Genomic DNA, 23,331 nt, shown 5'->3' with positions numbered 1-23,331 from the left:
CGATGTCGCCTCGCGTGCCGGCGTCTGGCGCGTAATGTTGATTTCATTTAGGTTTTTCGTTTCACTCAGAACTGGCACGGTTCCTGCTTTGAATTAGCCAGACCCTTCGCGGGTCACGGAACAGGCGTCCAATGGCGGGCGCCACAGGCAAAGCTGCCGCTCAGGTCAACGACGCGATCCCGGATGTACGGACGCGCGAGGCCTGGACGGCGGCTTTTTTGTTTTGGGCCACTCGACGAAGCGTTCAACCGGAGATCACGATGAAAGAAAAAATAGGGAAATGGATCGGGACGGGAACATCGCTCAAGGATGTGACGCGCCGCGATTTTCTTGTCAGCAGCGCCATGACGGCCGGCCTGTTCGTGGCGGCCCGCAAGCTCTTCCCCTCGGGCGCCTATGCCGCCACGACCGCTCCGGAGGTCACCGGCGCCAAGCTCGGCTTCATCGCGCTGACCGACGCGGCGCCGCTGATGATTGCCAAGGAGAAGGGGCTGTTCGCCAAGTTCGGCATGCCCGACGTCGAGGTGCTCAAGCAGGCCTCCTGGGGCGCGACGCGCGACAATCTGATGCTCGGCGGCGAAGCCAACGGCATCGACGGCGCTCACATCCTGACGCCGCTGCCCTATCTCATGCACACCGGCAAGGTGACGCAGAACAACCAGCCGATGCCGATGGCTATCGTGGCGCGGCTCAACTACGACTGCCAGGGCATTTCGGTTGCGCAGGAATACGCCGGCACCGGTGTCGGCCTCGACGCCTCCAAGCTGAAGGACGCCTTCGCCGCCAAGAAGGCGGCAGGCAAGGAAATCAAGGCCGCCATGACGTTCCCGGGCGGCACCCATGATTTGTGGCTCCGTTACTGGCTGGCCGCCGGCGGCATCGATCCCGACAAGGACGTCTCGACCATTGTCGTGCCGCCGCCGCAGATGGTCGCCAACATGAAAGTCGGCAACATGGACGTGTTCTGCGTTGGCGAACCGTGGAACGAACAGCTCGTCCACCAGGGCGTTGGTTTCACCGCCGCTACCACCGGCGAACTGTGGAAGGGTCATCCCGAAAAGGCGCTCGGCCTGCGCGCCGAATTCATCGACAAATACCCGAACGCCACCAAGGCGATCGTGATGGCCGTCATGGAGGCCCAGCAATGGTGCGAGGCCACGGAGAACAAGGACGAGATGGCCGCCATCATCGGCAAGCGGCAATGGATGAACGTGCCTGTCGCCGACATTATCGGCCGCCTCAAGGGCGACATCAACTACGGCAACGGCCGCGTGGCCACCGGCACTGACCTCTATATGAAATTCTGGAAGGGTGGCGTCTCCTATCCCTACAAGAGCCACGACAGCTGGTTCCTCGCCGAAAACATCCGTTGGGGAAAATTCGCGCCGACCACCGACATCAAGACGCTGGTCGATCAGGTCAATCGCGAGGATATCTGGCGCGAGGCGGCGAAGGATCTCGGCGTTGCCGCAGCCGATATTCCGGCCTCGTCGTCGCGCGGCGTCGAGACCTTCTTCGACGGCAAGATTTTCGACCCGGCCAACCCGTCGGCCTATCTCGACAGCCTGAAGATCAAGGCATCGGCTTGACCAGCGCAAACGGCGCGTTGCGCCGTTTGTCGCCCCAGCGCAACGGCGCTTCGCCGTTGTCGCCCGCATCGACCCCGGAGTTATTGTCAGACATGTCCATCCAAGCCATTGAGGAAACCACGGTGAAGGCGTTCCCCGCGAAGCCTGCCGCGGTCATCGCTTTCACCGCCAGGGCGCGGCGCCGCTTCGACCCGATCGCGATGGCCGGCAGGCTGGCCACCGCCCTGGTGCCGCCGGTCATCGTTATCGCCTTCATGCTGGTCGTGTGGCAGATCGCCTGCTCGTCGCCGACCGCCAGCCTGCCGCCGCCCAGCCAGGTGTGGAACGAGGCCTATGACCTGATCGCGCATCCGTTCTTCAACAACGGCCCGCAGGATATCGGCCTTGCGTGGCGGGTGCTGATCTCTCTGCAGCGCGTCGCCATCGGCTTCGGCCTGGCGGCGATCGTCGGCGTCGCGCTCGGCGCCCTGGTCGGCCAGTCGATCTGGGCCATGCGTGGCCTCGATCCGGTGTTCCAGATACTGCGCACCGTGCCGCCGCTGGCCTGGTTGCCGCTGTCGCTGGCTGCTTTCCGCGATTCCAGCCCGTCGGCGCTGTTCGTTATCTTCATCACCTCGATCTGGCCGATCATCATCAACACCGCCGTCGGCGTGCGAAACATTCCGGAAGACTACCGCAACGTCTCGCGCATCCTGCGGCTCAACCAGTTCGAATTTTTCGTCAAGATCATGGTTCCGGCAGCTGCACCTTACATCTTCACCGGCCTCAGAATCGGCATCGGCCTGTCCTGGCTCGCCATCGTCGCCGCCGAAATGCTGACCGGCGGCGTCGGCATCGGCTTCTTCATCTGGGACGCCTGGAACTCGTCGCGGCTGCCCGACATCATCGTCGCGCTCGCCTATATCGGCGTCACCGGCTTCTGCCTCGACCGCCTGGTCGCTGCGGTCGGCGCTTTCGTCACCCGCGGCACAACGGCAAAGTGAGGAGAGGGCGATGACGGCCTATCTGAAGCTCGACCATATCGACAAATCCTTTGCCCGCGGCGGTCAGGTCAGCGAGGTGCTCAAGGACATCAGGCTGACCATCGACAAGGGCGAATTCGTCTCCATCATCGGCCATTCCGGCTGTGGCAAGTCGACCTTGCTCAATCTGATCGCCGGGCTGACCAAGGTTTCCGCCGGCGCCGTGCTGCTTGAAAACAAGGAGGTCGACAGCCCCGGACCCGAGCGCGCCGTGGTGTTCCAGAACCACAGCCTGCTGCCATGGCTCACCGTCTACGAAAACATCAGCCTGGCGGTGTCGAAAGTCTTTGGTCGTTCCAAGAGCAGGACCGAACGGCATGACTGGATCATGCGCAATCTTGATCTCGTGCAGATGGCCCATGCCAAGGACAAGCGGCCGGCCGAAATATCGGGCGGCATGAAGCAGCGCGTCGGCATTGCCCGGGCGCTTGCCATGGAGCCGAAGATCCTGTTGCTCGACGAGCCGTTCGGGGCACTCGACGCGCTGACGCGCGCCCATCTGCAGGATGCGGTTATGGACATCCATTCCCGGCTCGGCTCGACGACGATCATGATCACCCACGATGTCGACGAGGCGGTGCTGTTGTCCGACCGCATCGTCATGATGACCAACGGTCCGGCGGCTACCATCGGCGAGGTGCTTGCGGTGCCGCTGGCACGGCCGCGTCGCCGCGTCGAACTCTCTTCCGACCGCACCTTTTTGCGCTGCCGCGAAGCGGTGCTGAAGTTCCTCTATGAACGTCATCGCTTCGTCGAAGCCGCGGAGTAACGCCATGACCGAAAAGCTCGTCATCATCGGCAACGGCATGGCCCCTGGGCGCATGCTGGAGCATCTGCTCGAACAGGCGCCGGGCCGCTACACCGTGACCATCTTCAACGCCGAGCCGCGGGTGAACTACGACCGCATCATGCTGTCGCCGGTTCTCTCCGGCGAAAAGGCCTATGAGGAAATCATCATCCACGGCGACGGCTGGTACATCGCCAACAACATCACCCTCTACAAGGGTCACAAGATCGTCGCCATCGACCGGGCGGCCAAGACCGTCACCTCCGACCACGGCGTCACCGAGCCTTACGACAAGCTCGTCATCGCCACCGGATCAGTGCCTTTCATCATTCCGGTGCCCGGTCACGATCTGCCGGGCGTGCTGACCTATCGCGACCTCGACGATGTTCAGGCCATGATGCTTGCCGCCCAGTCGCGCGCCAAGGCCGTGGTCATCGGCGGCGGCCTGCTCGGGCTGGAGGCGGCAGCAGGTTTGAACGCCCAAGGCATGGACGTCACCGTGCTGCATGTCATGCCGACATTGATGGAGCGTCAGCTCGATCCAGCCGCCGGCTATCTCCTGCAGCGCGCGGTGGAACAGCGCGGCATCAAGGTCATCACCAAGGCCAACACCCAGGCGATCACCGGCAACGGCAAGGTCGGGCAGGTGGAGCTTGCCGACGGCACCATCATCCCGGCAACGCTGGTGGTGATGGCGGTCGGCATCCGGCCGAATGCGGCGCTGGCCAAGGAGGCCGGCATAGCCGTCAATCGTGGTATTGTCGTCGATGCCCGCATGCGCAGCAACGACCCCGACGTCTACGCGCTCGGCGAATGCGCCGAGGTCAACGGCCAGGTCTACGGGCTGGTCGCGCCGCTCTACGAGATGGCGCGCGTTGCCGCGAACCAGTTGGCCGGCAACGAGGCAGCGGCCTTCGTCCACATGGACACGCCGACCAAGCTCAAGGTCACCGGCATCGACCTGTTCTCGCTTGGCGACTTCGCCGAAGGCGAGGACCGCCAGGAGATCGTGCTGCGCGATGCCGCCGCCGGCGTCTACAAGCGCCTTGTGCTCAAGGACGACCGCATCATCGGCACCGTGCTTTATGGCGAGACGGCGGATGGGGCCTGGTTCAACGATCTCAAGAAGAAGCAGACCGACATATCGGAGATGCGCGACACGCTCATCTTTGGCCAGTCCTACCAGGGGGGTGCCCCGCTGGACCCTATGGCGGCCGTTGCAGCCTTGCCGGATGATGCGGAAATCTGCGGCTGCAACGGCGTTTGCAAGGGCAAGATCACCGGCGCGATCACGGCCAAGGGCCTGGCTTCGCTCGACGACGTGCGCGCCCACACCAAGGCATCGGCTTCCTGCGGTTCGTGCACCGGGCTGGTCGAGAAGCTGATGGTGCTGACCATCGGCGACAAATACAACCCGGCCGCCGTGCAACCGATGTGCGGCTGCACCACGCTCGGCCATGACGAGGTGCGCCGGCTGATCATCGCCAAGAGCCTGAAGACCATTCCCGCCGTCATGCAGGAGCTGGAATGGACGACCTCCTGCGGCTGCGCAAAATGTCGGCCGGCGCTCAACTACTACCTCGTCTGCGACTGGCCGAACGATTACGCCGACGACTATCAGTCGCGCTTCATCAACGAACGCGTCCACGCCAACATCCAGAAGGACGGCACCTATTCGGTGGTGCCGCGCATGTGGGGCGGCGTCACCAACGCCGCCGAACTGCGCGCCATCGCCGACGTCGTCGACAAGTTCGAGATACCGATGGTCAAGGTCACCGGCGGCCAGCGCATCGACATGCTGGGCATCCGCAAGGAGGATCTGCCGGCGGTGTGGGCCGATCTCGGCCAGGCCGGCTTCGTCTCAGGCCATGCTTACGCCAAGGGCCTGCGCACGGTGAAGACCTGTGTCGGCTCCGACTGGTGCCGCTTCGGCACGCAGGATTCGACCGGCCTCGGCATTCTCATCGAGAAATTCATGTGGGGCTCGTGGACCCCGGCCAAGGTCAAAATGGCGGTGTCGGGCTGTCCGCGCAACTGCGCCGAGGCGACCTGCAAGGATGTCGGCGTGATCTGTGTCGACAGTGGCTACGAGATCCATTTCGCCGGCGCCGCCGGCCTCGACATCAAGGGCACCGAAGTGCTTGGCCTGGTCAAGACCGAGGACGAGGCGCTGGAGCATATCGTGGCGCTGACGCAGATGTATCGCGAGCAGGGCCGCTATCTCGAGCGCATCTACAAATGGGCCAAGCGCATCGGCATCCCCGAGATCAAGCGCCAGATCATGGACGACGGTGCCAAGCGCAAGGCCTATTACGAACGCTTCGTCTTCAGCCAGAAATTCGCCCAGGTCGACCCGTGGTCGGAACGCGTCTCCGGCAAGGACAAGCACGAGTTCCGGCCAATGGCTTCTGTCGGGTTTGCGCAGGCTGCGGAGTGATCAAGATGGACTGGATATCGATCGGCTCACTCTCCGACATCCCCCGCCGCGGCGCGCGCTGCGTCGACACACCCGAGGGTAAGATCGCCGTCTTCCGCACGCAGGACGATCAGGTCTATGCCATCGACGACCATTGCCCGCACAAGGGTGGGCCGCTGAGCCAAGGCATCGTCCACGGCACCGCCGTCACCTGCCCCTTGCACAATTGGGTCATTTCGCTGGAGACGGGCAAGGCGCTCGGCGCCGACGAGGGCGCGGTGCGCACCATTCCTGTGCGCATCGAGGGCGAGCACCTGTTCATTGCGCTGAAAGCGCTGGCCAGCCGCGCGGCCTGAAGCATGGAACTGGGCGAAGCGCGCGAGGTGAGGACCACCTGCCCCTATTGCGGGGTGGGTTGCGGCGTGCTGGCGAAAGTCGCCGCGGACGGTGAAGTCAGCGTCCGCGGCGATCCCAACCATCCAGCGAACTTCGGCCGGCTCTGCTCCAAGGGCTCGGCCCTGGCCGAAACCATCGACCTCGACGGCAGGCTGCTCTACCCCGAAATCCACGGTCGCCGTGCCGGCTGGGACGAGGCGCTCGACCGCGTCGCTTCGACCTTTTCGCAAACCATCGCCGAGCACGGTCCTGACTCCGTCGCCTTCTATGTCTCCGGCCAGTTGCTGACCGAAGACTACTATGTCGCCAACAAGCTGATGAAGGGCTTCATCGGCTCGGCCAACATCGACACCAATTCGCGGCTATGCATGGCCTCCTCGGTTGCCGGCCACCGCCGCGCCTTCGGCTCCGACACCGTGCCCGGCACCTACGAGGATCTCGAGCTCGCCGACCTGATCGTGCTGGTCGGCTCCAATCTCGCCTGGTGCCATCCCGTGCTCTTCCAGCGCATCGCGGCGGCCCGGGAAAAACGACCGGAGATGAAGGTCGTGCTGGTCGACCCGCGCCGCACCATGACCGCTGATATCGCCAACATTCACCTGGCGATCGCGCCGGATGGCGACGTTGCTTTGTTCACTGGTCTGCTCGCCTGGCTCGGCCAGCACAACGCACTCGACCGTGGCTATGTGACCGCACACACGACCGGCTTCGGCCAAGCTCTCTTCGCCGCATCGGCGCTCGACCTTGCCGGCATCGCCGCCGCCACCGGCCTGAGCGAGGACGAGCTCACCCGCTTCTACAACCTGTTCGCCGCGACTGCGAAAACCGTCACGGTCTACAGCCAGGGAGTGAACCAGTCGTCTTCGGGCACCGACAAGGTCAACGCCATCATCAACTGCCATCTCGCCACCGGCCGCATCGGCAAACCTGGGGCAGGGCCGTTTTCAGTGACCGGCCAGCCCAACGCCATGGGCGGCCGCGAGGTCGGCGGCATGGCCAATATGCTGGCCGCCCATATGGAGATCGAAAACCCCGAGCACCGCGACCGCGTGCAGCGTTTCTGGAATGCGCCGGCCGTCGCCCAAAAGCCCGGTCTGAAGGCGGTCGAGATGTTTCAGGCGGTGGCCGACGGGCGCATCAAGGCGCTGTGGATCATGGCCACCAACCCGGTCGATTCGATGCCGGATGCCGATGCCGTCGAGGCGGCGATCAAGGCTTGCCCGTTCGTCGTGGTTTCGGATGTGCTGGCGAGCACGGACACCATGCGCCACGCCCATGTGCGGCTGCCCGCCGCCGCATGGGGCGAGAAGGACGGCACCGTGACCAATTCAGAGCGCCGCATCTCGCGCCAGCGCAGCTTTCTTGCTGTGCCCGGTGAGGCGCGGCCGGATTGGTTGATCGTCGCCGAGGTGGGCAAGCGGATGGGGTTTGACGAGGCGTTTTCCTATTCGTCGCCAGCGGAAATCTTCGCCGGACACGCCGCGCTGTCCGGGTTCGAGAATGACGGCGCACGGGATTTTGATGTTGGCGCTTATGCTGGTGTTGATAAGGAGGCCTATGCAGCGCTTGAGCCTTTCCAATGGCCGGCGCCGAGCACAGCCACCCCCCTCTGGCCTGCCGGCCATCTCCCCAGCAAGGGGGGAGATCAGCCGTCGCCTCGGCCTTCGCCAATTATCAACGATGCAGAAGATATGCCGGCGTCAAAGCTGCCAATCTCCCCCCTTGCGGGGGAGATGTCCGGCAGGACAGAGGGGGGTGTTCAAGCGGGACTTGACCCTTCCAGCACCCGCTTCTTCGCCAACGGCAATTTCTACAATCCCGACCGCAAGGCCCGCTTCATCGCCATTCGTCCCATCGTCGAGACACGCACCAGCCCGGACTATCCGCTGATCCTCAACACCGGCCGTGTTCGCGACCATTGGCACACGATGACCCGCACTGGGAAAAGCCCACGTCTCTCCCAGCACATGGCCGAGCCCTTCGTCGAGATCCACCCGGCGGATGCCACGCATCACGGCATTGGCGACGCCGACATTGTGCGCGTCTCCAGCCCGCGCGGCGATGTGCTGGTGCGCGCGCTGGTGACGGCACGCCAGCGCCAGGGCAGCGTGTTTGCGCCGATGCACTGGACTGACCAGTTTTCGGCAAAAGGCCGGCTCGACACGCTGACCGCGCCTCTGACCGATCCGGTTTCCGGTCAGCCTGCGCTGAAACATGTCGGCGCCCGCATCGAGAAGTTCGCCGCGAGAGCCTTCGGCTTCGCCGTGGTGCGCCGCAAGCCGGTGGCGGTCGCAGCAGACTACTGGGCCATGGCCAAATGCAAGGGCGGCTGGCGGGTGGAGCTTGCCTTTGCTGACGACGACATCGACTGGGCTGGTTTTGCTGGTTCGCTTTTCGATGTTCCCGTAGCCGATACGCTCGCTTATCACGACCGCGATACCGGCCAGCATCGTATTGCTGCCTTCGACGACCAGCACCTCGCCGGGGCTTTGTTTATCGCGTCGGGACCGGTGGCGGTTTCGCGGGGTTGGGCGGCACAGCAACTCCAGGAGGTTCACACCAGCCAGCGCGAACGCTTCAGGATCGTCGCCGGTCGCGCCGGCGCCGATCGGCCCGATGCGGGCGCGACCGTCTGCTCCTGTTTCAACGTCGGGGTCAACCAGATCGTGGCGGCAGTGGCGGCCGGGTGCACGACAATCGAAGCCATAGGCGGCGCCCTGAAGGCGGGCACAAATTGCGGCTCCTGCCGGTCCGAGATCCGGGCGGTCATCCAGGCCAATCGGGTTCAGGCTGCGGAGTAGATGCGGCTGGCTGGGGAGGGGATCTGACGATATCCTCTTGGGCCACCATGGTCATCGATTGCGGAAGGTGGTGGCGGTCCTTTTCGGGCCGCCATGAGCGCGCCGGCAGGGGGGATCACCTGGCTTGGCTGTCTAATCCAGCCGGTCGCGCAGGATGCTCCAGGGGAGCAGCATATTCGGTGCATAGCGCACGAGCTTATGCAGCGGGATCGGCGCTGGCGGCGCGAAGGGGAGCGGCAGATCGCGGGCGTCCGTTCCGCTCGCCCAGTCCGCCAGCACTTTGCCCATTGCCGTGGTCATGGCGATGCCGCGACCGTTGCAGGCGAAGCCGGCGATCAGGCCAGGGCCGAGGTCGATGAGACGCGGCAGGAAATCCGGCACCACCGCCGCCACGCCTGTCCAGCTGTAGGCAAGCGGCGGCAGGTCAGGCAAATCGAGATGCCTGGCGAGCCGTCGCCAAATCGTTTGCGGCATGCGCGTCTCAGCGCCGGCTCCGACGACATGCATGCCGCCGCTGATCAGCCGGTTCTGGCCATCGAAGCGGCACGTGAACAGGTTGCGCCTGGTGTCGCCAACGCCCTGGCCGCCGGGCAGCAGGCGCGCGCGTATGGCCCGCGACAGCGGCGCAGTGGCGATCTGGAAGACTTTCAGCGGGATATAGGTCCGCGCCAGTGTCCGGTTCAGTGCCCCGCCATAGGCGTTGGTGGCGATCACCACCTTGCCCGCACGCACGGCGCCGGATGCGGTCGTCAAGGTCCAGCCATCCGCAGCGCGGTCAATGGAAGCGACGCGCGTCTGCTCGAAGATCCGCGCGCCGGCTTTTTCGGCGGCATCGGCCAGGCTGCGCGCATACTCGACCGGATTGAGGACGCCGCCAGATCTGTCCATCCAGCCGCCGGCATAGCCGTCGATGCCGGTGAGCTCCGTGACCGCCATGGCATCGAGCGCAACGGTCGGCCTGCCCCGCGCCGCCCATTGCTCGGCGCGCGATCGCGTCTTTTCCAGCGCGGCGGACGAATGCGCCGGCTGGATCCAACCATTCTGCACAGCGTCGCATTCGATGCCGTGCCGCTTGATCAGCCCGAAGACCAGGTCGGCGCTGCCGGCGGCTAAGTCAACCAGGCGCCCGCCGCGCTCGGGTCCGAGTTCGGCGATGATGTCGTCTGGATCCCGCTTGGCGAAGTTCGGAACGACGAAGCCGGCATTCCGGCCGGTCGCACCCCAGGCAAGGAATTCGGCTTCAAGGACCGCGACCGAAAGCCCTTTCTCGGCGGCATGCAATGCCGTCGACAGGCCGGAAAAGCCGCCGCCAACGATCGCGAGATCGACGTCGAGCCCGCCTTGCAGCGTGCCCCGGTCGCGGCGGTTGCGGCTGACGGCATGCCAGAGTGAAACGCCATGCACGTCTTGCCGGATCATGGCATTCATGGTCCGGCCTCGTTCTCGCTGGCCGCCGCCTTTGTATGTTTGCCGGGCTTCGGCCGGCGCGGCCGGTCGCCGAACAATCCGTTCGGCCGGATCAGCAGGATGACGCAGAGCATGACGCCGATGGCGACGATCTGCAGCGAGGCCGCGCGTGCCTGCTGCTCGGGCGCAAACAGCACGCTGGTCAGCGTGCCCGACCCCGCCCATATCGCCCAGACCAGGATGCTGCCGGCGATGGCGCCGGCATTGCTGCCCGAGCCGCCGACGATCAGCATCACCCAAACCTGGAAGGTCAGGATCGGCAGATAGTTATCGGGCGCGATGAAGCCGGTGAAATGCGCCTGCAAAGCGCCGGCCAGCGCCATGATAGCGCCGCCGACGGCGAAGGCCTGGACGCGGTAGAAGCGCGCGCTCTTGCCCAGCGAAATCGCCGCTCGCTCGTCCTCGCGCAACGCCTTGAGCACGCGGCCCCAGGGGCTGCGCGACAGGTGCTCCAGAGCGAGATAGGCGATCAGCGTCACAGCCGAAACGACGGCGAGGTTCGACAGGTTGAACAGCAGCGGCGTTTCGGCAAGGCCGCCGAACGGGCGCGGGATGAAACCGATGCCGAACGGGCCGCCGGTGAGTTTCTGCGCGTTGAGCGCGACCAGCTGCACGACGACGGCGACGCCGAAGGTGGTGATCGCCAGGTAGTCGGATCGCAGACGCAGCGTGGCCATGCCGGTAAGTGCTGCGGCGATACCGCCGACGACCATGGCGCCCGCCCAGCCGACCAGGATCGGCAGACCGAAGCCGCCGAAGCGCGCGGCATCGTCCGGGGTCGTCAGCAGCGCCGATGTATAGGCGCCGATGGCGACGAAACCGGCAAGACCGACATTGAAAAGGCCAGTCAGCCCCCACTGCAGATTGAGCCCCAGTGTGACCAGCGAAAAGATCAGTGCGGTGGTCAGGAAGAAGGCGCCGTAGCCGAGCAGGTCCATCAGCGTTCCCTCACACCAAACAGGCCGATCGGCCGCACGAACAGCACCGCCATCAGGATGATGAAGGAGATTGCGGCGCGCCATTCGGCGCCGATCAGCTGCACCGCACCGGCTTCGGCAAGGCCAATGATCAGGCCGCCGAGCACGGCGCCCGGTATGCTGCCGATGCCGCCGAGGATGGCGGCGGCGAACATCGGTAGCAGCATGTCGAAGCCCATGAACGGGCGGATCTGCACCAGAATGCCGATCATCACGCCGGCCACACAGGCCAGCGCCCCGCCGATGATCCAGGTGACGCGCACCACGGAGGCAACATCGATGCCGACGATGCGGGCCAGGGCCGCATTTTGGCTCAGCGCCTGCATGGAGCGGCCGGTCTGCGTGCGTGTCATCAACAGATGCACGCCGAGCACCAGCACTGCGGTCAGCAGCAGCAGCGCGATCTGATCGGGCGTGATGCGGATGCCGAAGCCGACCGGCATGGCGATCTGGATCGCCCGGCTGAAATAGGTCGGGCGTGAGCTGAAGGTGAATTCGAGCAGGCTGCGCAGCGCCATCGAGGCGCCGAAGCTCGCCATCACCACGATGATGGCTTGCCCCTGCGAGCGCAGCCGCGAAAACAGCACCTTGTCGAGCAACAGCGCCAGCAGGGCGGTGAAAGTCATGCCGACAACCAGCGCAACCAGCAGCGGCCAGCCGAAAGACAGCGGTCCAATGGGGGCCACCTTGCCGAACATCGCGCCGATGGCGCTGACGACGGCGAGCGTCGCATAGGTGCCCCAGGCCATGAAGTCGCCATGGGCGAAGTTCGAGAAGCGCAGGATCGAGTAGGTCAGCGTCACGCCGATGGCGCCAAGGCCGATCATCGAGCCGGTCAGCAGCCCATCGACGACAAATTGCAGGCTCATGCCGCGCCTCCCTTGCCGACGGGGGACGGGCGTTGGCCGAGATAGAGTTCGGCGACGACAGGATCGTTCCACAGTTCGGAAGCAACGCCCTCGTGCCGGTCCTTGCCGTCGACCAGCACATAGGCGCGGTCGCCGATGGCAAGCGCTGCCTTGGCGTTCTGTTCGACCAGCAGGATGGTGACGCCGGACCTGCGGATGCCGGCCAGCATCTCGAACACCGTCGATACGAATTTCGGCGACAGGCCGGCCGACGGCTCGTCGAGCACCAGCACCTTGGGATGGACGATTAGGGCGCGTGCGACGGCAAGCATCTGCCGTTGTCCGCCCGACAGATTGCCGGCGGCGGTGCGGCGCTGGCGGACGAGGTCGGGGAAGGCCGCATACATTTCCTCGATGCGGGCAGGGATTTCGCGTCGCTCGAGGATGCCGCAGGCGACTTTCAGATTGTCCTCGACCGACATCAGCGGAAAGATGTTCTCCGTCTGCGGTACGAAGGCGAGGCCGAGCCGGACCATGGTGTGGGCCGGCGCGGCGGTTATGTCCTTGCCGTCCAGGAACACCGCGCCGCCGGTGATCGGGACAAGGCCGGCGATCGCCTTGATGAAGCTCGACTTGCCGGCGCCGTTGGGGCCGAGCACGACGACGATCTCCCCCTTGCCGACGGTGATCGAGGCGCCGCGCACAATCGGCACGCCGGGCTCATAGCCGGCCTCGAGATTGCGCACGTTGAGGACAGTTTCGCTCATGCCGCACCTCCGAGATAGGCCTCGATGACGCGCGGGTCGCGGGCGACCTCTTCCGCAGTGCCTTCGCTGAGCAACTGGCCGCTCGCCATGACCAGCACGCGGTGGCAGAGCCGCGTCACCATGTCGATATTGTGCTCGATCAGCAGAAAGGTGATGCCGCGCGCGTTGATGTCGCGGATGCGGTCGATGATGATCTCGAGCAGCGTTGCGTTGACGCCGGCCGCCGGCTCGTCGAGCAGGATGATCGCCGGATCGGCCATCATGACGCGGGCGAGTTCGAGCAGCTTGCGTTGGCCCCCGGAAAGCACGCGCGCCGGTTCGTGCGCCAGCCGAGCGAGCGAGACGAGCTCCAGCAGCTCGAGTGCCTTTGCCCTGGCTGCTCTTTCCTGTGCCGCCACTCGCCACGGCGTGACGAAGTTGGCGAGCAATTTTTCGCCGGCTTGGCCCTGCGCCGCCAGCATGATGTTTTCGATCAGCGTCAGATTGGGCAGGGGGCGCGGGATCTGGAAGGTGCGGCCAAGACCACGGCCGATACGCAGATGAGCGGCTTCGCCGGAGACGCGCGTGCCATTGAGCAGGATATCGCCGCTGGTTGGCAATATGCTGCCCGCCAACAGATCGAACATCGTCGTCTTGCCGGCGCCATTCGGCCCGATCAGGCCGAGGATTTCGCCCGCTTTGACATCAAACGAGACATCGTTGACGGCGACAAGGCCGCCAAAACGCCTGACGACGTTTCGTGCCGTCAGAACTGGCGCACGGGTCTCCTGCCGTTGGCGCTCCGCTGCATCGCTCATCAAACCCTCTGGCCGAAGACGATCGTTGTCGCCTCCTGATTTTTGATTTGTGATCACACTTGCGTTGATCACGCTATTCGGCTTTAATTTCATTCGCAAGCCGAAAACGGGGCAAATGCCGGTAATGCAGAAGGCTGCCATCGAAAAGAACAACGAGACGATCGCAGCCCAGCTTACGCCGGTCGGCCGCGAGACGGTGCAGGATCGCGTCTATTCCGAGTTGCGCCGTGCTCTGATCGGTGGCCTTTTCGAGCCAAACCAGGTGCTGACCATCCGTGGTCTTGCCGATGCGCTGGTCACCTCGACCATGCCGGTACGCGAAGCGCTCGGCCGGCTGATCACGGAAAAGGCGCTGGAGGCGCTGCCCAACCGTTCCGTGCGCGTGCCGCCGATCACGCTGGAGCGCATCGACGACCTCCTGCGTGCCCGCTCCCTCATCGAAGGCGAAGCGATAGCGCTTGCCGCCAGGCGCATGAGCCCGCGCCAGATCGCATCGATCGAAGCCATGCTGGGCGAGTGGGACGAGATGCGGGCCCTGAAGCACAAGAAGGATATCGATCGCGAAGCGACGCTCAACCAGAGCTTCCATTTTGAGATCTACCGCTGCTGCGGCTCGGCTGTGCTGATCCCGATGATCGAAAGCCTCTGGCTTCAATCGGGTCCCTGCATCCGCGTCGCCATCTATGCCTTCTCCGAGGCAGGCGAGGTTGATACCGCCCACTATCATCGTCGAATTGTCGCGGCACTTGCCAAACAGGATGCGCAAGCGGCGCGCGAGGCGCTGGTAGCCGACATCAGCCGCCCCTTCGCCTTCCTGCGCGACAAACTTCAATCGGCGAAGGACTGACATGCCCAAGCCCGCCATCGGCATCACAGAACCACGCTCGAAGCTTTCCGTGACGGCGCTGCTATTGCCCGAAAAGGCGCCGGAGAATGCCGCCTTCCTGCTGGCGTATCTGGCGCAGCCACGCATCATCCCAGGCATCCATGCGATGTGGACAGGACCGGAAATCTCGTGCCCGGTTCCGTCAGCCGATCTCCACGGCCAGGCCTATGCCCAGTCTTTGCCACCGGAGAATGCAACGCTGACGCCGCAGCCCGGCGATATCGTGCTGTCCTATGTGCCGCCACGCGTGTGGGGCGGCAATCCCAATGCCATCTTCGATATCGGCCTGTACTACGGGCAGGGGGCGCGGCTGCTGTTCCCGATCGGCTGGCTGGCCGGCAGCGTGGTCGCGCAAGTGCTTGCCGGAGAGCGCGATCAGTTTGCCGCCGCCTGCGGCTTCATCCGCCGCAACGGCGCCTGTGACATCACCTTCAGCCTGGTGGAGGCCTGAATGGCCGACGACAGTTTCGAACTCTTCGATCTGCGCGTCGAAGCGGTCATCCCCGAGGGCAAGCCGGTCTATTGCGGCGCCAGGGCCGGCGACTATTTCGAACTCAAGGGCGAAATGCTCTCGCTGCCGGCAGGGCAGGGTTTTTCGATCTATTCGATCTCGGCCGTGTTGCCGCTCCTGGCGGCAAAGCAGCGCCCGACGCATGCAAATGACTGGATGACCTCGGATGCCGAGATCGCCTGTCCCGATCCCAATTGCGCCAGCCGGCTCCGCATCGTCAGGCTTGCCAAGCGGCGGTTCAGCCATGCCGAAACCACGGCCGTGCCGCTGCCGAAGGAGACCGACAAAAGATGAGCGCCAGGACGATCGAACTCAGCCCCGGCTATACGATCTCGCGCGTCATCCGCGGCGGCTGGCAGCTCGCCGGTGGCCATGGCGCCGTCGACCGCAGCCAGGCGGTGACCGACCTGATCGCCACTTTCGATGCCGGCATCTGGACCTATGATTGCGCCGACATCTACACCGGCGTCGAGGAACTGATCGGCGCCGCGCGCCTGCGGCTGGCGCGCGATCGCGGTCTCGATGTCGCGGCCAGGATGAAGGTGCACACCAAGCTGGTGCCGGACCTCGAACGACTGGCAAGCATCAGCCGCGACTACATCAGGGGCATCGTCGATCAGTCGCTTCGCAGGCTGAAGACGGAGCGGATCGATCTCGTGCAGTTTCACTGGTGGGATTATGACCAGCCTCGTTACGTCGAGGCGATGGGTTGGCTCGACGAGCTTCGGCTGGAAGGCAAGGTGCGCAATCTCGGCACCACCAATTTCGATACGCCGAGGCTAGCCGAAATCCTCTCCGCGGGCATCCCGCTGGTCAGCCAGCAACTGCAATATTCAGTGCTCGACCAGCGGCCGGCAAACAGCCTTGCGGGTCTTGCCGCTAAGAACGGTGTCCGCTTCCTCTGCTACGGCTCGGTGGCCGGCGGCTTCCTCAGCGACAAATGGCTTGGCGTGGCCGAGCCCTCCACGCCGCTCGAAAACCGCTCGCTGGTCAAATACAAGCTGATCATCGACGACTTCGGCGGCTGGGAGCTGTTCCAGTCCCTGCTCAAGGCGCTGAAAGCGGTCGGCGATCGCCACGGCGTCGACATCGCCACCATCGCCTCGGCATGGGTGCTCGAGCAGCCGCAGGTCGCGGCCGTCATTGTCGGTGCGCGCAACCAGGCACATGCGCTGGCCAATACGAAAATCATGGACGTCGCGCTTGACGCCGACGATCGCGCGCGGATTGCTGCCGCCATCGCACAAGGCACCGGCCTCGCGGGCGATGTCTACACGCTGGAGCGCGACCGTCACGGCCGCCATGGCTCGATCATGCATTACAACCTCAATGCGGGGAAGAAATGAGCGGAGAGCCTTCCCTTTTTTCGCGTGCCAGCGCTGAAATCATCGACCTGCATCGCTTCTTCGTCGACTGGTTTGTCGCCGCGCGAGCCGACGCTGTGGAGTTCGGCCGCTTCGAGGCTGTCATGGGCGAAGGCCTCACCATGGTGGCGCCGAATGGCCAGATCCTCGATCGCGACGCGGTCGTAGATCATGTCCGGACAAGCCGCGCCACTTGCGACGACGGTTTTGCCATATCGATCGAGGACATCAGGCCGGGTTGGCAGGACGCGGACACGATCGTCATCTTCTACATCGAGGCGCAACTGCGCGCCGGCAAACACAGTCGCCGGCAGTCCAGTGCGGTCTTCACCACCAGTTCATCGGCACCAAACGGCGTCGAATGGCGGCATCTGCATGAGACCTGGCTGCAGGCGCCGGAAGGCTGAACAGGCAAAAGTTCAAACAAGAAAAGGGGAACGGCAATGAAGAAGACGATACTTCAAATCACCACAGCACTGGCTCTCGTGACGATGGCCGGCGCCGCACACGCAGCGGACTGCAAGATCACCGTCGGCCTGGTCATGGAGCTCACCGGTCCGGCCGGCGAATACGGCCAGGCCGGCGCGAAGTCCGTCGAAATGGCCTTCCGCGACATCAATGAAGCCGGTGGCGTACGCGGCTGCGATCTCGCAACCGACACGCGCGACAGCCAGAGCCAGGGCAATATCGCGGTCGATGCCGCGACCCAGCTGGTACAGGTCAAGAAGGTGCCGGTGATCATCGGCGGCATCATCTCCTCCGTGTCGATCCCGATTTTGACCTCGGTCACCGGGCCGGCCAAGATCGTGCAGGTGTCGCCGGCTTCGTCCTCGCCGACGCTGACCGCCCTTGGCCGCGACGGCAAGACCAACGGCATCTTCTTCCGCACCATCACGTCGGATGCGCTGCAAGGCGTGGCCGCCGCCAAATACGCCATCGACAAGGGCTTCAAGAAACTGTCGATCATCCATGTCAACAACGACTTCGGCGTCAACATGGTGGCCGAATTCTCGCGTGCCTACAAAGCGCTCGGCGGCACCATCGTCTCCGACACGCCCTATAATGAAAAGCAGTCGAGCTATGCTTCGGAAGTGACGGCGGCGATGGGAGGCGAGCCGGACGGGCTCTACCTCGTCAGCACGCCGGTCGACGGCGCAACGGTCGCCCGCACCTGGATATCGCAGGGCGGCGTGCAGAAATTCCTGCTCAATGACGGCATGAACAGCCCGGACTTCATCGAATCCGTCGGCGCCGATTATCTCAAGGATGCTTATGGCACCTCTTCCGGCACCAGCCCGACGGCCTCCACCGACTACTTCCTCAAAAACTACAAGGAGTTTTCGGGTATCGAGCCGTCGAACCCGGCAGCCGACCGTTCCTATGATGCCGGCGCCATTGTCGGCCTCGCCATTGCCATTGCCGGCTCCGAGGATCCAGCCAAGATCAAGGATGCCATGTACAAGGCGGTCGATCCGGCCGGCACACCGATCTTTGCAGGCAAGGACGAATTCGCCAAGGCGCTCGGCCTGATCAAGGATGGCAAGCCGATCCGCTATGAAGGCGTCATCGGTCCGGTCAGCTTCGACAAATATGGCGACATCACCGGCCCGTTCCGGTTGTGGAAGATCGTCGACGGCAAGGTGACGACCGACGGTGAAATGACAACCGACGACGTCAACGCGCTGCAGGCGAAATTGCAGTAGGCGCTGGTACATTGTCCGGCGCGATCGCCGTTCGATCTCTGGGAGATCGACGCCGGACAAGCAGTCCAACATCGGCGCTAGTTACGCGGTCAAGCGCGAAATCAGCCGGGTCAATATAACGACAGGCGGCTGGCCGGGCATGAAGACCTGCGGATTGGAGAGGGCGCCAACGATATGACCCACATAGTCTGATTTGTCGTAGCCGATTGACGATATCGGGTAGGCGTCGAAATTGGTCAGGGACACATTGTCGAAGCCATAGAGGCGGAAGCGGCTGGGCCGGTTGTCGGGGAAATCCGCCCGGCAGACATCCAGAACACCCATGGCCATCGCGTCGGACGTACAAAAGACCGCATCGGGACAGCCGCGTCCCGTCAGGCCGGCGGCTGCCGCATAGCCCGACTCGTAGGAATAGTCTCCCTGGACCGTCTGCAGCAGTTCAATTCCATGATGCCGGAACGCTTCGAGGTAGTGGCCGATGCGCAGCTGTTCGACCCGCGAGGACGAACGGCCGGTCAGCAGGCTGGCCGTGCGCGCGCGCTTGGCCGCCGCATCCGCCACGGCCTCGGCGATGCCGACGCCTTCATCGGGAATGACGGTGGGTGACAGATCGTCATGCAGTCCGTTCAGCATGATGACCAGGTTCGAGCGAAACATGCGCCGCACCGTCGCTGCATCGGCAAAGTCGGAGAACACCACGGCGGCATCGACATGATAGGCAACGCCGTTGCGCAGAAAATCCTCGACCCCTTCCGCCGAGCCGATGCGGATGAGGATGACCTGCTTGCCGATCGACTGGATTGCGTCGAGCAGCCGGTCGAACAGGTCGAGATCTGAAAGGTCGTGAATGTGGTTGACCACGACGGCAACCAGATTGACGGTCTTGGTGGTCAGGCTTTGCGCCAGGAGATTGGGTTTGTAGCCGAGCTGCGCGGCGGCCTGCACGACACGTTCGCGTTTGTCCGCCGAGACCGGTCGCGGTCCGCTCGACAGCGCACGGCTGGCCGCGGCACGCGACACGCCTGCCAGCCGCGCGACATCGGCGATCGTTGCGACGGCGCCTCGAGTGTGCGCCGATCGGTTACCGGTAGTGGGTGTCACCACAGCGGGTTGAGCGCCGGCGGGTTGGAGTCCGGCCCCCACCACTTCTTGTAGGTCGCCTCGTAGGTGCCCGACTGGATGAAGTCGGACACGAACATGTCGAGCCAGCGGACGAATTCGGGATCGCCCTTGGCGACCGCGATGCCGATCGGATCGTTGGAATAGAGGCCAGGCAGCGTCACCAGGCTCGGTGTCTTGGTTGCGAGGTAATCGAGCAGCGAGGAATCCTCGATCGCCGCATCGACGCGCTTCTGTTGCAGCTGCAGAACCCCGTCGGGCGCGAACTGGTCGACATAAACGAGCTCTGCGTCCGGCACGGCTGCCTTGAGGAAGGTTTCGCCCGTGGTGCCGCGGCCGACGACAACCTTCTTGCCGGCGAGCCCCTTGAGGTCGGTTATCCCGGCATCCTTCTGGACGATGACGCGCAGCCCGGCCCGGTTGTAGGGGATGGTGAAGTTGACGGTCTTGGCCCGCTCGAGCGTTGCCGAGGTGTTTGCGACCGCGACATCGATCTGTCCCGACACCAGCATGGAAATACGCGCATCGCCCGAGACGTCGACGAACTCGACCGGCACGCCGAGCTTTTGCGCCAGCAGCGTCGCGACATCGACATCGTAGCCGACAGGGTTGTTTTGTGCATCCCGAAAGCCGATCGGCTCGCCGCCGAGCGATACGCCGATGCGAATGGTGCCGCGTGAGCGGATGTCGTCAATCATGCCGGCAAGGGCTGGAAATGCCGAACCGGCCACGATGGCCAGCGCGGCGAAGGCACGCAGTAGGGTCTTCATGGTTCCTCTCCTTATTTTCAAGTGACACGCTTTGCTGCCCGCAATTCGGGTGCGGACATGCAATCCTTCCAGAGCCAGTAGCGGACCTCGCCCTCGCATCTGAAATTTACCACCTCATGGTTCTGCTCGGCGTCGACGGCGTGGATGACCACGCCGGCTAGGAAGCCGGTGTCGAGTTCACCGAGTTCCTCGACCGCCAGCGCGACCGCATCCGACAAGGATCGGCCAAGCTTCATGGCCAGCACGACGGTCCGCGCGGTCGTGCAGCGCATCGTCATCTCGCCGGTATGGGTGCACGCCGCCGCACCATAGCGGCTGTCGGCGTAAAAGCCTGCGCCGGGAATGGGAGAATCGCCGAGCCGGCCCGGATATTTCCAGGCCCAGCCCGAGGTCGAAGTCGCGGCATGGATGCCGCGCCGCGCATCCGCCGACAGGAAGACGGTGGTGTCGCGGACGCGCTCGGGATCGGTTATAGTACGGCTGAGCGGCGCCAGATCGATATCGGGGAATTTCGCCAGCTGTTGCGGTGTGAGTTCCTGTTGCAGCCGCTCCCACCAGACGCGCTTAGAGTCCTCGAACAAGACTTCGTCTTCGGCAAAACCGATTTCGCTGGCAAAGCGCCGCGCCCCTTCGCCGGTCAGCATCACATGCGGCAGGCGCTTCATCACCTGGTGCGCCAGGGCAGCGACCGCCAAGGTCCTTGGCACAGCGCCGACTGAACCGACCTCTCGTGTATTGCCATCCATGACGCCGGCGTCGAACTCCATCTCGCCCAGCATGTTCGGCCAGCCGCCATAGCCGACGCTTCGAACCTTGACCTCTTTCTCCACCATGCCGATGCCGGCAACCATCGCGTCCAGGCTGACGGCGCCATCGCGCAGCATTTGCACCGAGGTCTCGAATCCCGGCCATGCTTCGTTGTTGGCTAACAGCAGCATTCCTAGTCCTTGCGCATCCTGGAGAGAAACTGCGCAACCCGCGGCTGCGCCCGGCCGCCGTCCGCGGCGAAGAAACGATCCGTCGGCAGATCGACCACCAGCCTGCCCTTGTCGAGGAAGACGATGCGGTTGGAAATCTCGCGCGCGAATTCGATCTCGTGGGTGACGAACAGCATCGTCGTGCCTTGCGCGGCGAGCTTTGCCAGGATGGCCAGCACCTCGGAAGTCATTTCCGGGTCGAGCGCGCTGGTGACTTCATCGAGCAGCAGATAGCGCGGCTGCATGGCGAGCGCCCGGCAGATGCCGACACGCTGGCGCTGCCCGCCCGACAACTGCGCCGGGTAGGCGTTGGCCCGATCGGCGAGGCCGACGGACTCGAGCAGCTTGCGCGCCAGCGCCTCGGCCTCAGGGCGCGGCATCTTCAGCACCTCGATCGGGGCGAGCGTAATGTTCTGAAGCGCGCTCATATGCGGATAGAGGTTGAACAGCTGGAAGACGGTGCCTGAGCGCTTGCGCGCCTCGGCCAGCTCCTTCGGCTTGCTGACATCGAAATCGTCGACCGTGATGCGGCCCGACTTCAGCTTTTCGAGGCCGTTGATGCAACGGATCAGTGTCGACTTGCCGGACCCCGACGACCCGAGGATCGAGACCACTTCGCCGGGCGCGATCGTCAGGTCGACGCCGTCCAGCACAGTGACCTCGCCGAACGCTTTGTGCACGTTTTCGATCTTGAGCATGTTAAAGCCCCCGCCAGGCGCTGTGCGCCCGCAGGCGGTTTTCAAGACGCTCGCCAAGCAGGGCGACCAGCTTTGCCGCGCCATAGTAGAGCAGCCCGACGACGGTCCAGACCACGAACGGCTTCAAGGTGCGCATGTTGAGGATGTGGCCGATCTTGGTCAGGTCGACGACGCCGATGACAGAAATCAGCGACGTCACCTGAAGCTGGTTGACCAGCAGCGCGACGAGCGGGCCGACCGCGAAGGCGGCAGCCTGGGGCGAAACGATATGGCGCAGGACCTGCCACCGGGTCAGGCCGAAGACACGCGCGGCCTCGACCTGCTCGCGTTCGATCGACTCGATCGCCGAGACCGCGATGACATAGACGAAGGCCGCGGTGTTCGCCGACAGAGTGATGGTCGCTGCGGTGACCGGCGTCACCCTTATATGCAACAGGGCCGGCAGGCCGAAGAACACCAGGAACAGCTGCACCAACACCGGCGAGTTCTTCAACAGCTCCGACAGGAAGGTGACGACCTGGGCCAGAACCGGCACACGGTAGAACCGCACCAGTGCCCAGCTCAGGCCAATCAGCAGTCCGATCAGAGAGGTGACGAGAAACAGCGCGATGTTGGTGCCGAGACCTTGCGCCAGCAGGATCAGGTCGTAGGAGGTGAAGTCGCTGAACCGCATCAGTCGACCGCCTCCATCATGTCCCGATTGAGATGGCGGTGGAGCAGGGTGACGCCCAGCGAGACCAGATAGGTCAGGGCCGCATAGGCACAGAGCAGCACCACATAGACCTCGAAGGGCCGATAGGTCTGCGAGACGACGATCTGGGCTGAGCCGGTGAGCTCGTTGAGCGTGATGGTCGAGAGGATCGAGGACGTAAGGATCATGTTGATGAGCACGGATCCGAGCGGTCGCACGGAGGTGCGCAGCGCAATCGGCAGCACGATGCGGGTAAAGATCTTGCGCCTGGACAGGCCGCTCACTTCAGCGGCCTCGATGATGCCCTGGTCGATGGCGAGGATGCCGGCGCGAATGATGTCTGAGGCATAGGCGCCGCCGGCAATGGAAAGGGCCACGACGCCGGTGGTGAAGGCATCGATGTAAATGCCGAGCTCGGGCAGGCCGTAATAGAAGAAGAACAGCTGGACGATGAACGGCACATTGCGGAAGAGATCGACATAGACGAAGGCGATCCGTCGAAGCAGTGCCGAGGCGGAGGTGCGTGCGATCGCCACCAACGCGCCCATGACGACGCTTCCCACCAGCGACAGCGCGCAAGCCGCCGCCGTAAGTTCGGCGCCGCGCGCCAGAAAACCCAGATGCGGGAGCAGAATGGACAGATCGAAATGCACCGGCGGTCCCCAGTGAAACCGGTTTCACTCTTTTGGCTTTCGCCTCGTCTGTCAAGATGCAGGGTCTGGTTGCCGGCCTGTGGATGCATTCG

At 64.1% G+C, this 23,331-nt stretch carries 23 protein-coding genes; 12 read left to right on the top strand and 11 right to left on the bottom strand.

The features are described from left to right. Nucleotides 1-260 precede the first annotated feature (260 nt). From NKJ64_RS05465 to NKJ64_RS05440, 6 genes are all read left to right on the top strand, one after another. On the top strand, nucleotides 261-1,589 hold the full coding sequence (locus NKJ64_RS05465) for a CmpA/NrtA family ABC transporter substrate-binding protein (RefSeq protein WP_023704740.1): 1,329 nt from the start codon (nucleotides 261-263) through the stop codon (nucleotides 1,587-1,589). 92 nt (nucleotides 1,590-1,681) lie between these two features. Further along, nucleotides 1,682-2,572: a nitrate ABC transporter permease gene (ntrB, locus tag NKJ64_RS05460; protein ID WP_352462112.1), complete on the top strand. Its 891-nt coding sequence runs from the start codon at nucleotides 1,682-1,684 to the stop codon at nucleotides 2,570-2,572. Between the two features lie 10 nt (nucleotides 2,573-2,582). Continuing rightward, nucleotides 2,583-3,380: an ABC transporter ATP-binding protein gene (locus NKJ64_RS05455; RefSeq protein WP_023682696.1), complete on the top strand. Its 798-nt coding sequence runs from the start codon at nucleotides 2,583-2,585 to the stop codon at nucleotides 3,378-3,380. 4 nt (nucleotides 3,381-3,384) lie between these two features. After that, nucleotides 3,385-5,835 (top strand): nitrite reductase large subunit NirB, encoded by a 2,451-nt coding sequence (gene nirB, locus NKJ64_RS05450; RefSeq protein WP_352462110.1) that lies wholly within the window; start codon nucleotides 3,385-3,387, stop codon nucleotides 5,833-5,835. A 5-nt stretch (nucleotides 5,836-5,840) separates the two neighbouring features. Next, entirely contained in the window at nucleotides 5,841-6,170 is a 330-nt protein-coding gene (nirD, locus tag NKJ64_RS05445) for a nitrite reductase small subunit NirD (protein ID WP_023825946.1), read from the top strand. 3 nt (nucleotides 6,171-6,173) lie between these two features. After that, nucleotides 6,174-9,011, top strand: a complete 2,838-nt coding sequence (locus NKJ64_RS05440; protein ID WP_352462109.1) for a nitrate reductase — start codon at nucleotides 6,174-6,176, stop codon at nucleotides 9,009-9,011. 132 nt (nucleotides 9,012-9,143) lie between these two features. Here the strand turns inward: NKJ64_RS05440 and NKJ64_RS05435 are convergent, their stop codons facing one another. The 5 genes from NKJ64_RS05435 to NKJ64_RS05415 are packed head-to-tail and all read right to left on the bottom strand — an operon-like array spanning nucleotide 9,144 to nucleotide 13,867. Further along, the gene (locus tag NKJ64_RS05435) at nucleotides 9,144-10,439 is read right to left on the bottom strand and encodes an NAD(P)/FAD-dependent oxidoreductase (protein WP_352462108.1); all 1,296 of its coding nucleotides are present in this window, start codon (nucleotides 10,437-10,439) and stop codon (nucleotides 9,144-9,146) included. Further along, complete coding sequence (locus tag NKJ64_RS05430) at nucleotides 10,436-11,419, bottom strand: branched-chain amino acid ABC transporter permease (protein WP_352462155.1); 984 nt, start codon at nucleotides 11,417-11,419, stop codon at nucleotides 10,436-10,438. Before NKJ64_RS05430 ends, NKJ64_RS05435 begins: the two co-directional genes overlap by 4 nt. Then, complete coding sequence (locus NKJ64_RS05425) at nucleotides 11,416-12,324, bottom strand: branched-chain amino acid ABC transporter permease (protein WP_023745643.1); 909 nt, start codon at nucleotides 12,322-12,324, stop codon at nucleotides 11,416-11,418. The genes NKJ64_RS05430 and NKJ64_RS05425 overlap by 4 nt, the downstream gene beginning before the upstream one ends. Then, nucleotides 12,321-13,070, bottom strand: coding sequence for a branched-chain amino acid ABC transporter ATP-binding protein (locus NKJ64_RS05420; protein WP_352462106.1), 750 nt, complete (start codon nucleotides 13,068-13,070; stop codon nucleotides 12,321-12,323). The genes NKJ64_RS05425 and NKJ64_RS05420 overlap by 4 nt, the downstream gene beginning before the upstream one ends. After that, a complete protein-coding gene (locus NKJ64_RS05415; RefSeq protein ID WP_023682688.1) occupies nucleotides 13,067-13,867 on the bottom strand; it encodes an ABC transporter ATP-binding protein in 801 nt (266 codons plus the stop codon). The genes NKJ64_RS05420 and NKJ64_RS05415 overlap by 4 nt, the downstream gene beginning before the upstream one ends. 124 nt (nucleotides 13,868-13,991) lie before the next feature. Here NKJ64_RS05415 and NKJ64_RS05410 point away from each other — a divergent pair, with 124 nt between their 5' ends. Genes NKJ64_RS05410 through NKJ64_RS05385 form a run of 6 tightly spaced genes read left to right on the top strand, consistent with a single transcriptional unit; the run spans nucleotide 13,992 to nucleotide 18,331 of the window. Then, on the top strand, nucleotides 13,992-14,714 hold the full coding sequence (locus tag NKJ64_RS05410; protein WP_023686960.1) for a GntR family transcriptional regulator: 723 nt from the start codon (nucleotides 13,992-13,994) through the stop codon (nucleotides 14,712-14,714). A 1-nt stretch (nucleotide 14,715) separates the two neighbouring features. Further along, nucleotides 14,716-15,204, top strand: a complete 489-nt coding sequence (locus NKJ64_RS05405) for a DUF3830 family protein (RefSeq protein WP_023827975.1) — start codon at nucleotides 14,716-14,718, stop codon at nucleotides 15,202-15,204. After that, nucleotides 15,205-15,558: a TIGR04076 family protein gene (locus NKJ64_RS05400; protein WP_023732249.1), complete on the top strand. Its 354-nt coding sequence runs from the start codon at nucleotides 15,205-15,207 to the stop codon at nucleotides 15,556-15,558. Beyond that, entirely contained in the window at nucleotides 15,555-16,610 is a 1,056-nt protein-coding gene (locus NKJ64_RS05395; RefSeq protein ID WP_023738367.1) for an aldo/keto reductase, read from the top strand. The genes NKJ64_RS05400 and NKJ64_RS05395 overlap by 4 nt, the downstream gene beginning before the upstream one ends. Next, the gene (locus tag NKJ64_RS05390) at nucleotides 16,607-17,035 is read left to right on the top strand and encodes a hypothetical protein (RefSeq protein ID WP_023667860.1); all 429 of its coding nucleotides are present in this window, start codon (nucleotides 16,607-16,609) and stop codon (nucleotides 17,033-17,035) included. The genes NKJ64_RS05395 and NKJ64_RS05390 overlap by 4 nt, the downstream gene beginning before the upstream one ends. A gap of 36 nt (nucleotides 17,036-17,071) precedes the next feature. Further along, nucleotides 17,072-18,331, top strand: a complete 1,260-nt coding sequence (locus NKJ64_RS05385; protein ID WP_023704754.1) for an ABC transporter substrate-binding protein — start codon at nucleotides 17,072-17,074, stop codon at nucleotides 18,329-18,331. Nucleotides 18,332-18,412: 81 nt separating this feature from the next. Here NKJ64_RS05385 and NKJ64_RS05380 read toward each other — a convergent pair whose 3' ends face one another. From NKJ64_RS05380 to NKJ64_RS05355, 6 genes are read right to left on the bottom strand one after another with little or no spacing between them, the layout of a single operon-like run. Then, the gene (locus NKJ64_RS05380) at nucleotides 18,413-19,435 is read right to left on the bottom strand and encodes a LacI family DNA-binding transcriptional regulator (RefSeq protein ID WP_352462105.1); all 1,023 of its coding nucleotides are present in this window, start codon (nucleotides 19,433-19,435) and stop codon (nucleotides 18,413-18,415) included. Then, complete coding sequence (locus NKJ64_RS05375) at nucleotides 19,429-20,220, bottom strand: transporter substrate-binding domain-containing protein (protein ID WP_352462103.1); 792 nt, start codon at nucleotides 20,218-20,220, stop codon at nucleotides 19,429-19,431. Before NKJ64_RS05375 ends, NKJ64_RS05380 begins: the two co-directional genes overlap by 7 nt. Nucleotides 20,221-20,237: 17 nt before the next feature. Beyond that, on the bottom strand, nucleotides 20,238-21,158 hold the full coding sequence (locus NKJ64_RS05370) for an isoaspartyl peptidase/L-asparaginase (RefSeq protein WP_023723327.1): 921 nt from the start codon (nucleotides 21,156-21,158) through the stop codon (nucleotides 20,238-20,240). A 2-nt stretch (nucleotides 21,159-21,160) separates the two neighbouring features. Next, nucleotides 21,161-21,895: an amino acid ABC transporter ATP-binding protein gene (locus NKJ64_RS05365; RefSeq protein ID WP_023710015.1), complete on the bottom strand. Its 735-nt coding sequence runs from the start codon at nucleotides 21,893-21,895 to the stop codon at nucleotides 21,161-21,163. Between the two features lies 1 nt (nucleotide 21,896). Beyond that, nucleotides 21,897-22,568: an amino acid ABC transporter permease gene (locus NKJ64_RS05360; protein WP_023667866.1), complete on the bottom strand. Its 672-nt coding sequence runs from the start codon at nucleotides 22,566-22,568 to the stop codon at nucleotides 21,897-21,899. Continuing rightward, nucleotides 22,568-23,239 (bottom strand): amino acid ABC transporter permease, encoded by a 672-nt coding sequence (locus NKJ64_RS05355; protein WP_023823556.1) that lies wholly within the window; start codon nucleotides 23,237-23,239, stop codon nucleotides 22,568-22,570. Before NKJ64_RS05355 ends, NKJ64_RS05360 begins: the two co-directional genes overlap by 1 nt. Nucleotides 23,240-23,331: the final 92 nt, after the last annotated feature.

The sequence above is a fragment of the Mesorhizobium sp. M0062 genome (assembly GCF_040323125.1).
Classification (GTDB): domain Bacteria; phylum Pseudomonadota; class Alphaproteobacteria; order Rhizobiales; family Rhizobiaceae; genus Mesorhizobium.
Note: the sequence above shows the minus strand (reverse complement) of the source record. Positions and strands in the feature narration are given on the sequence as shown.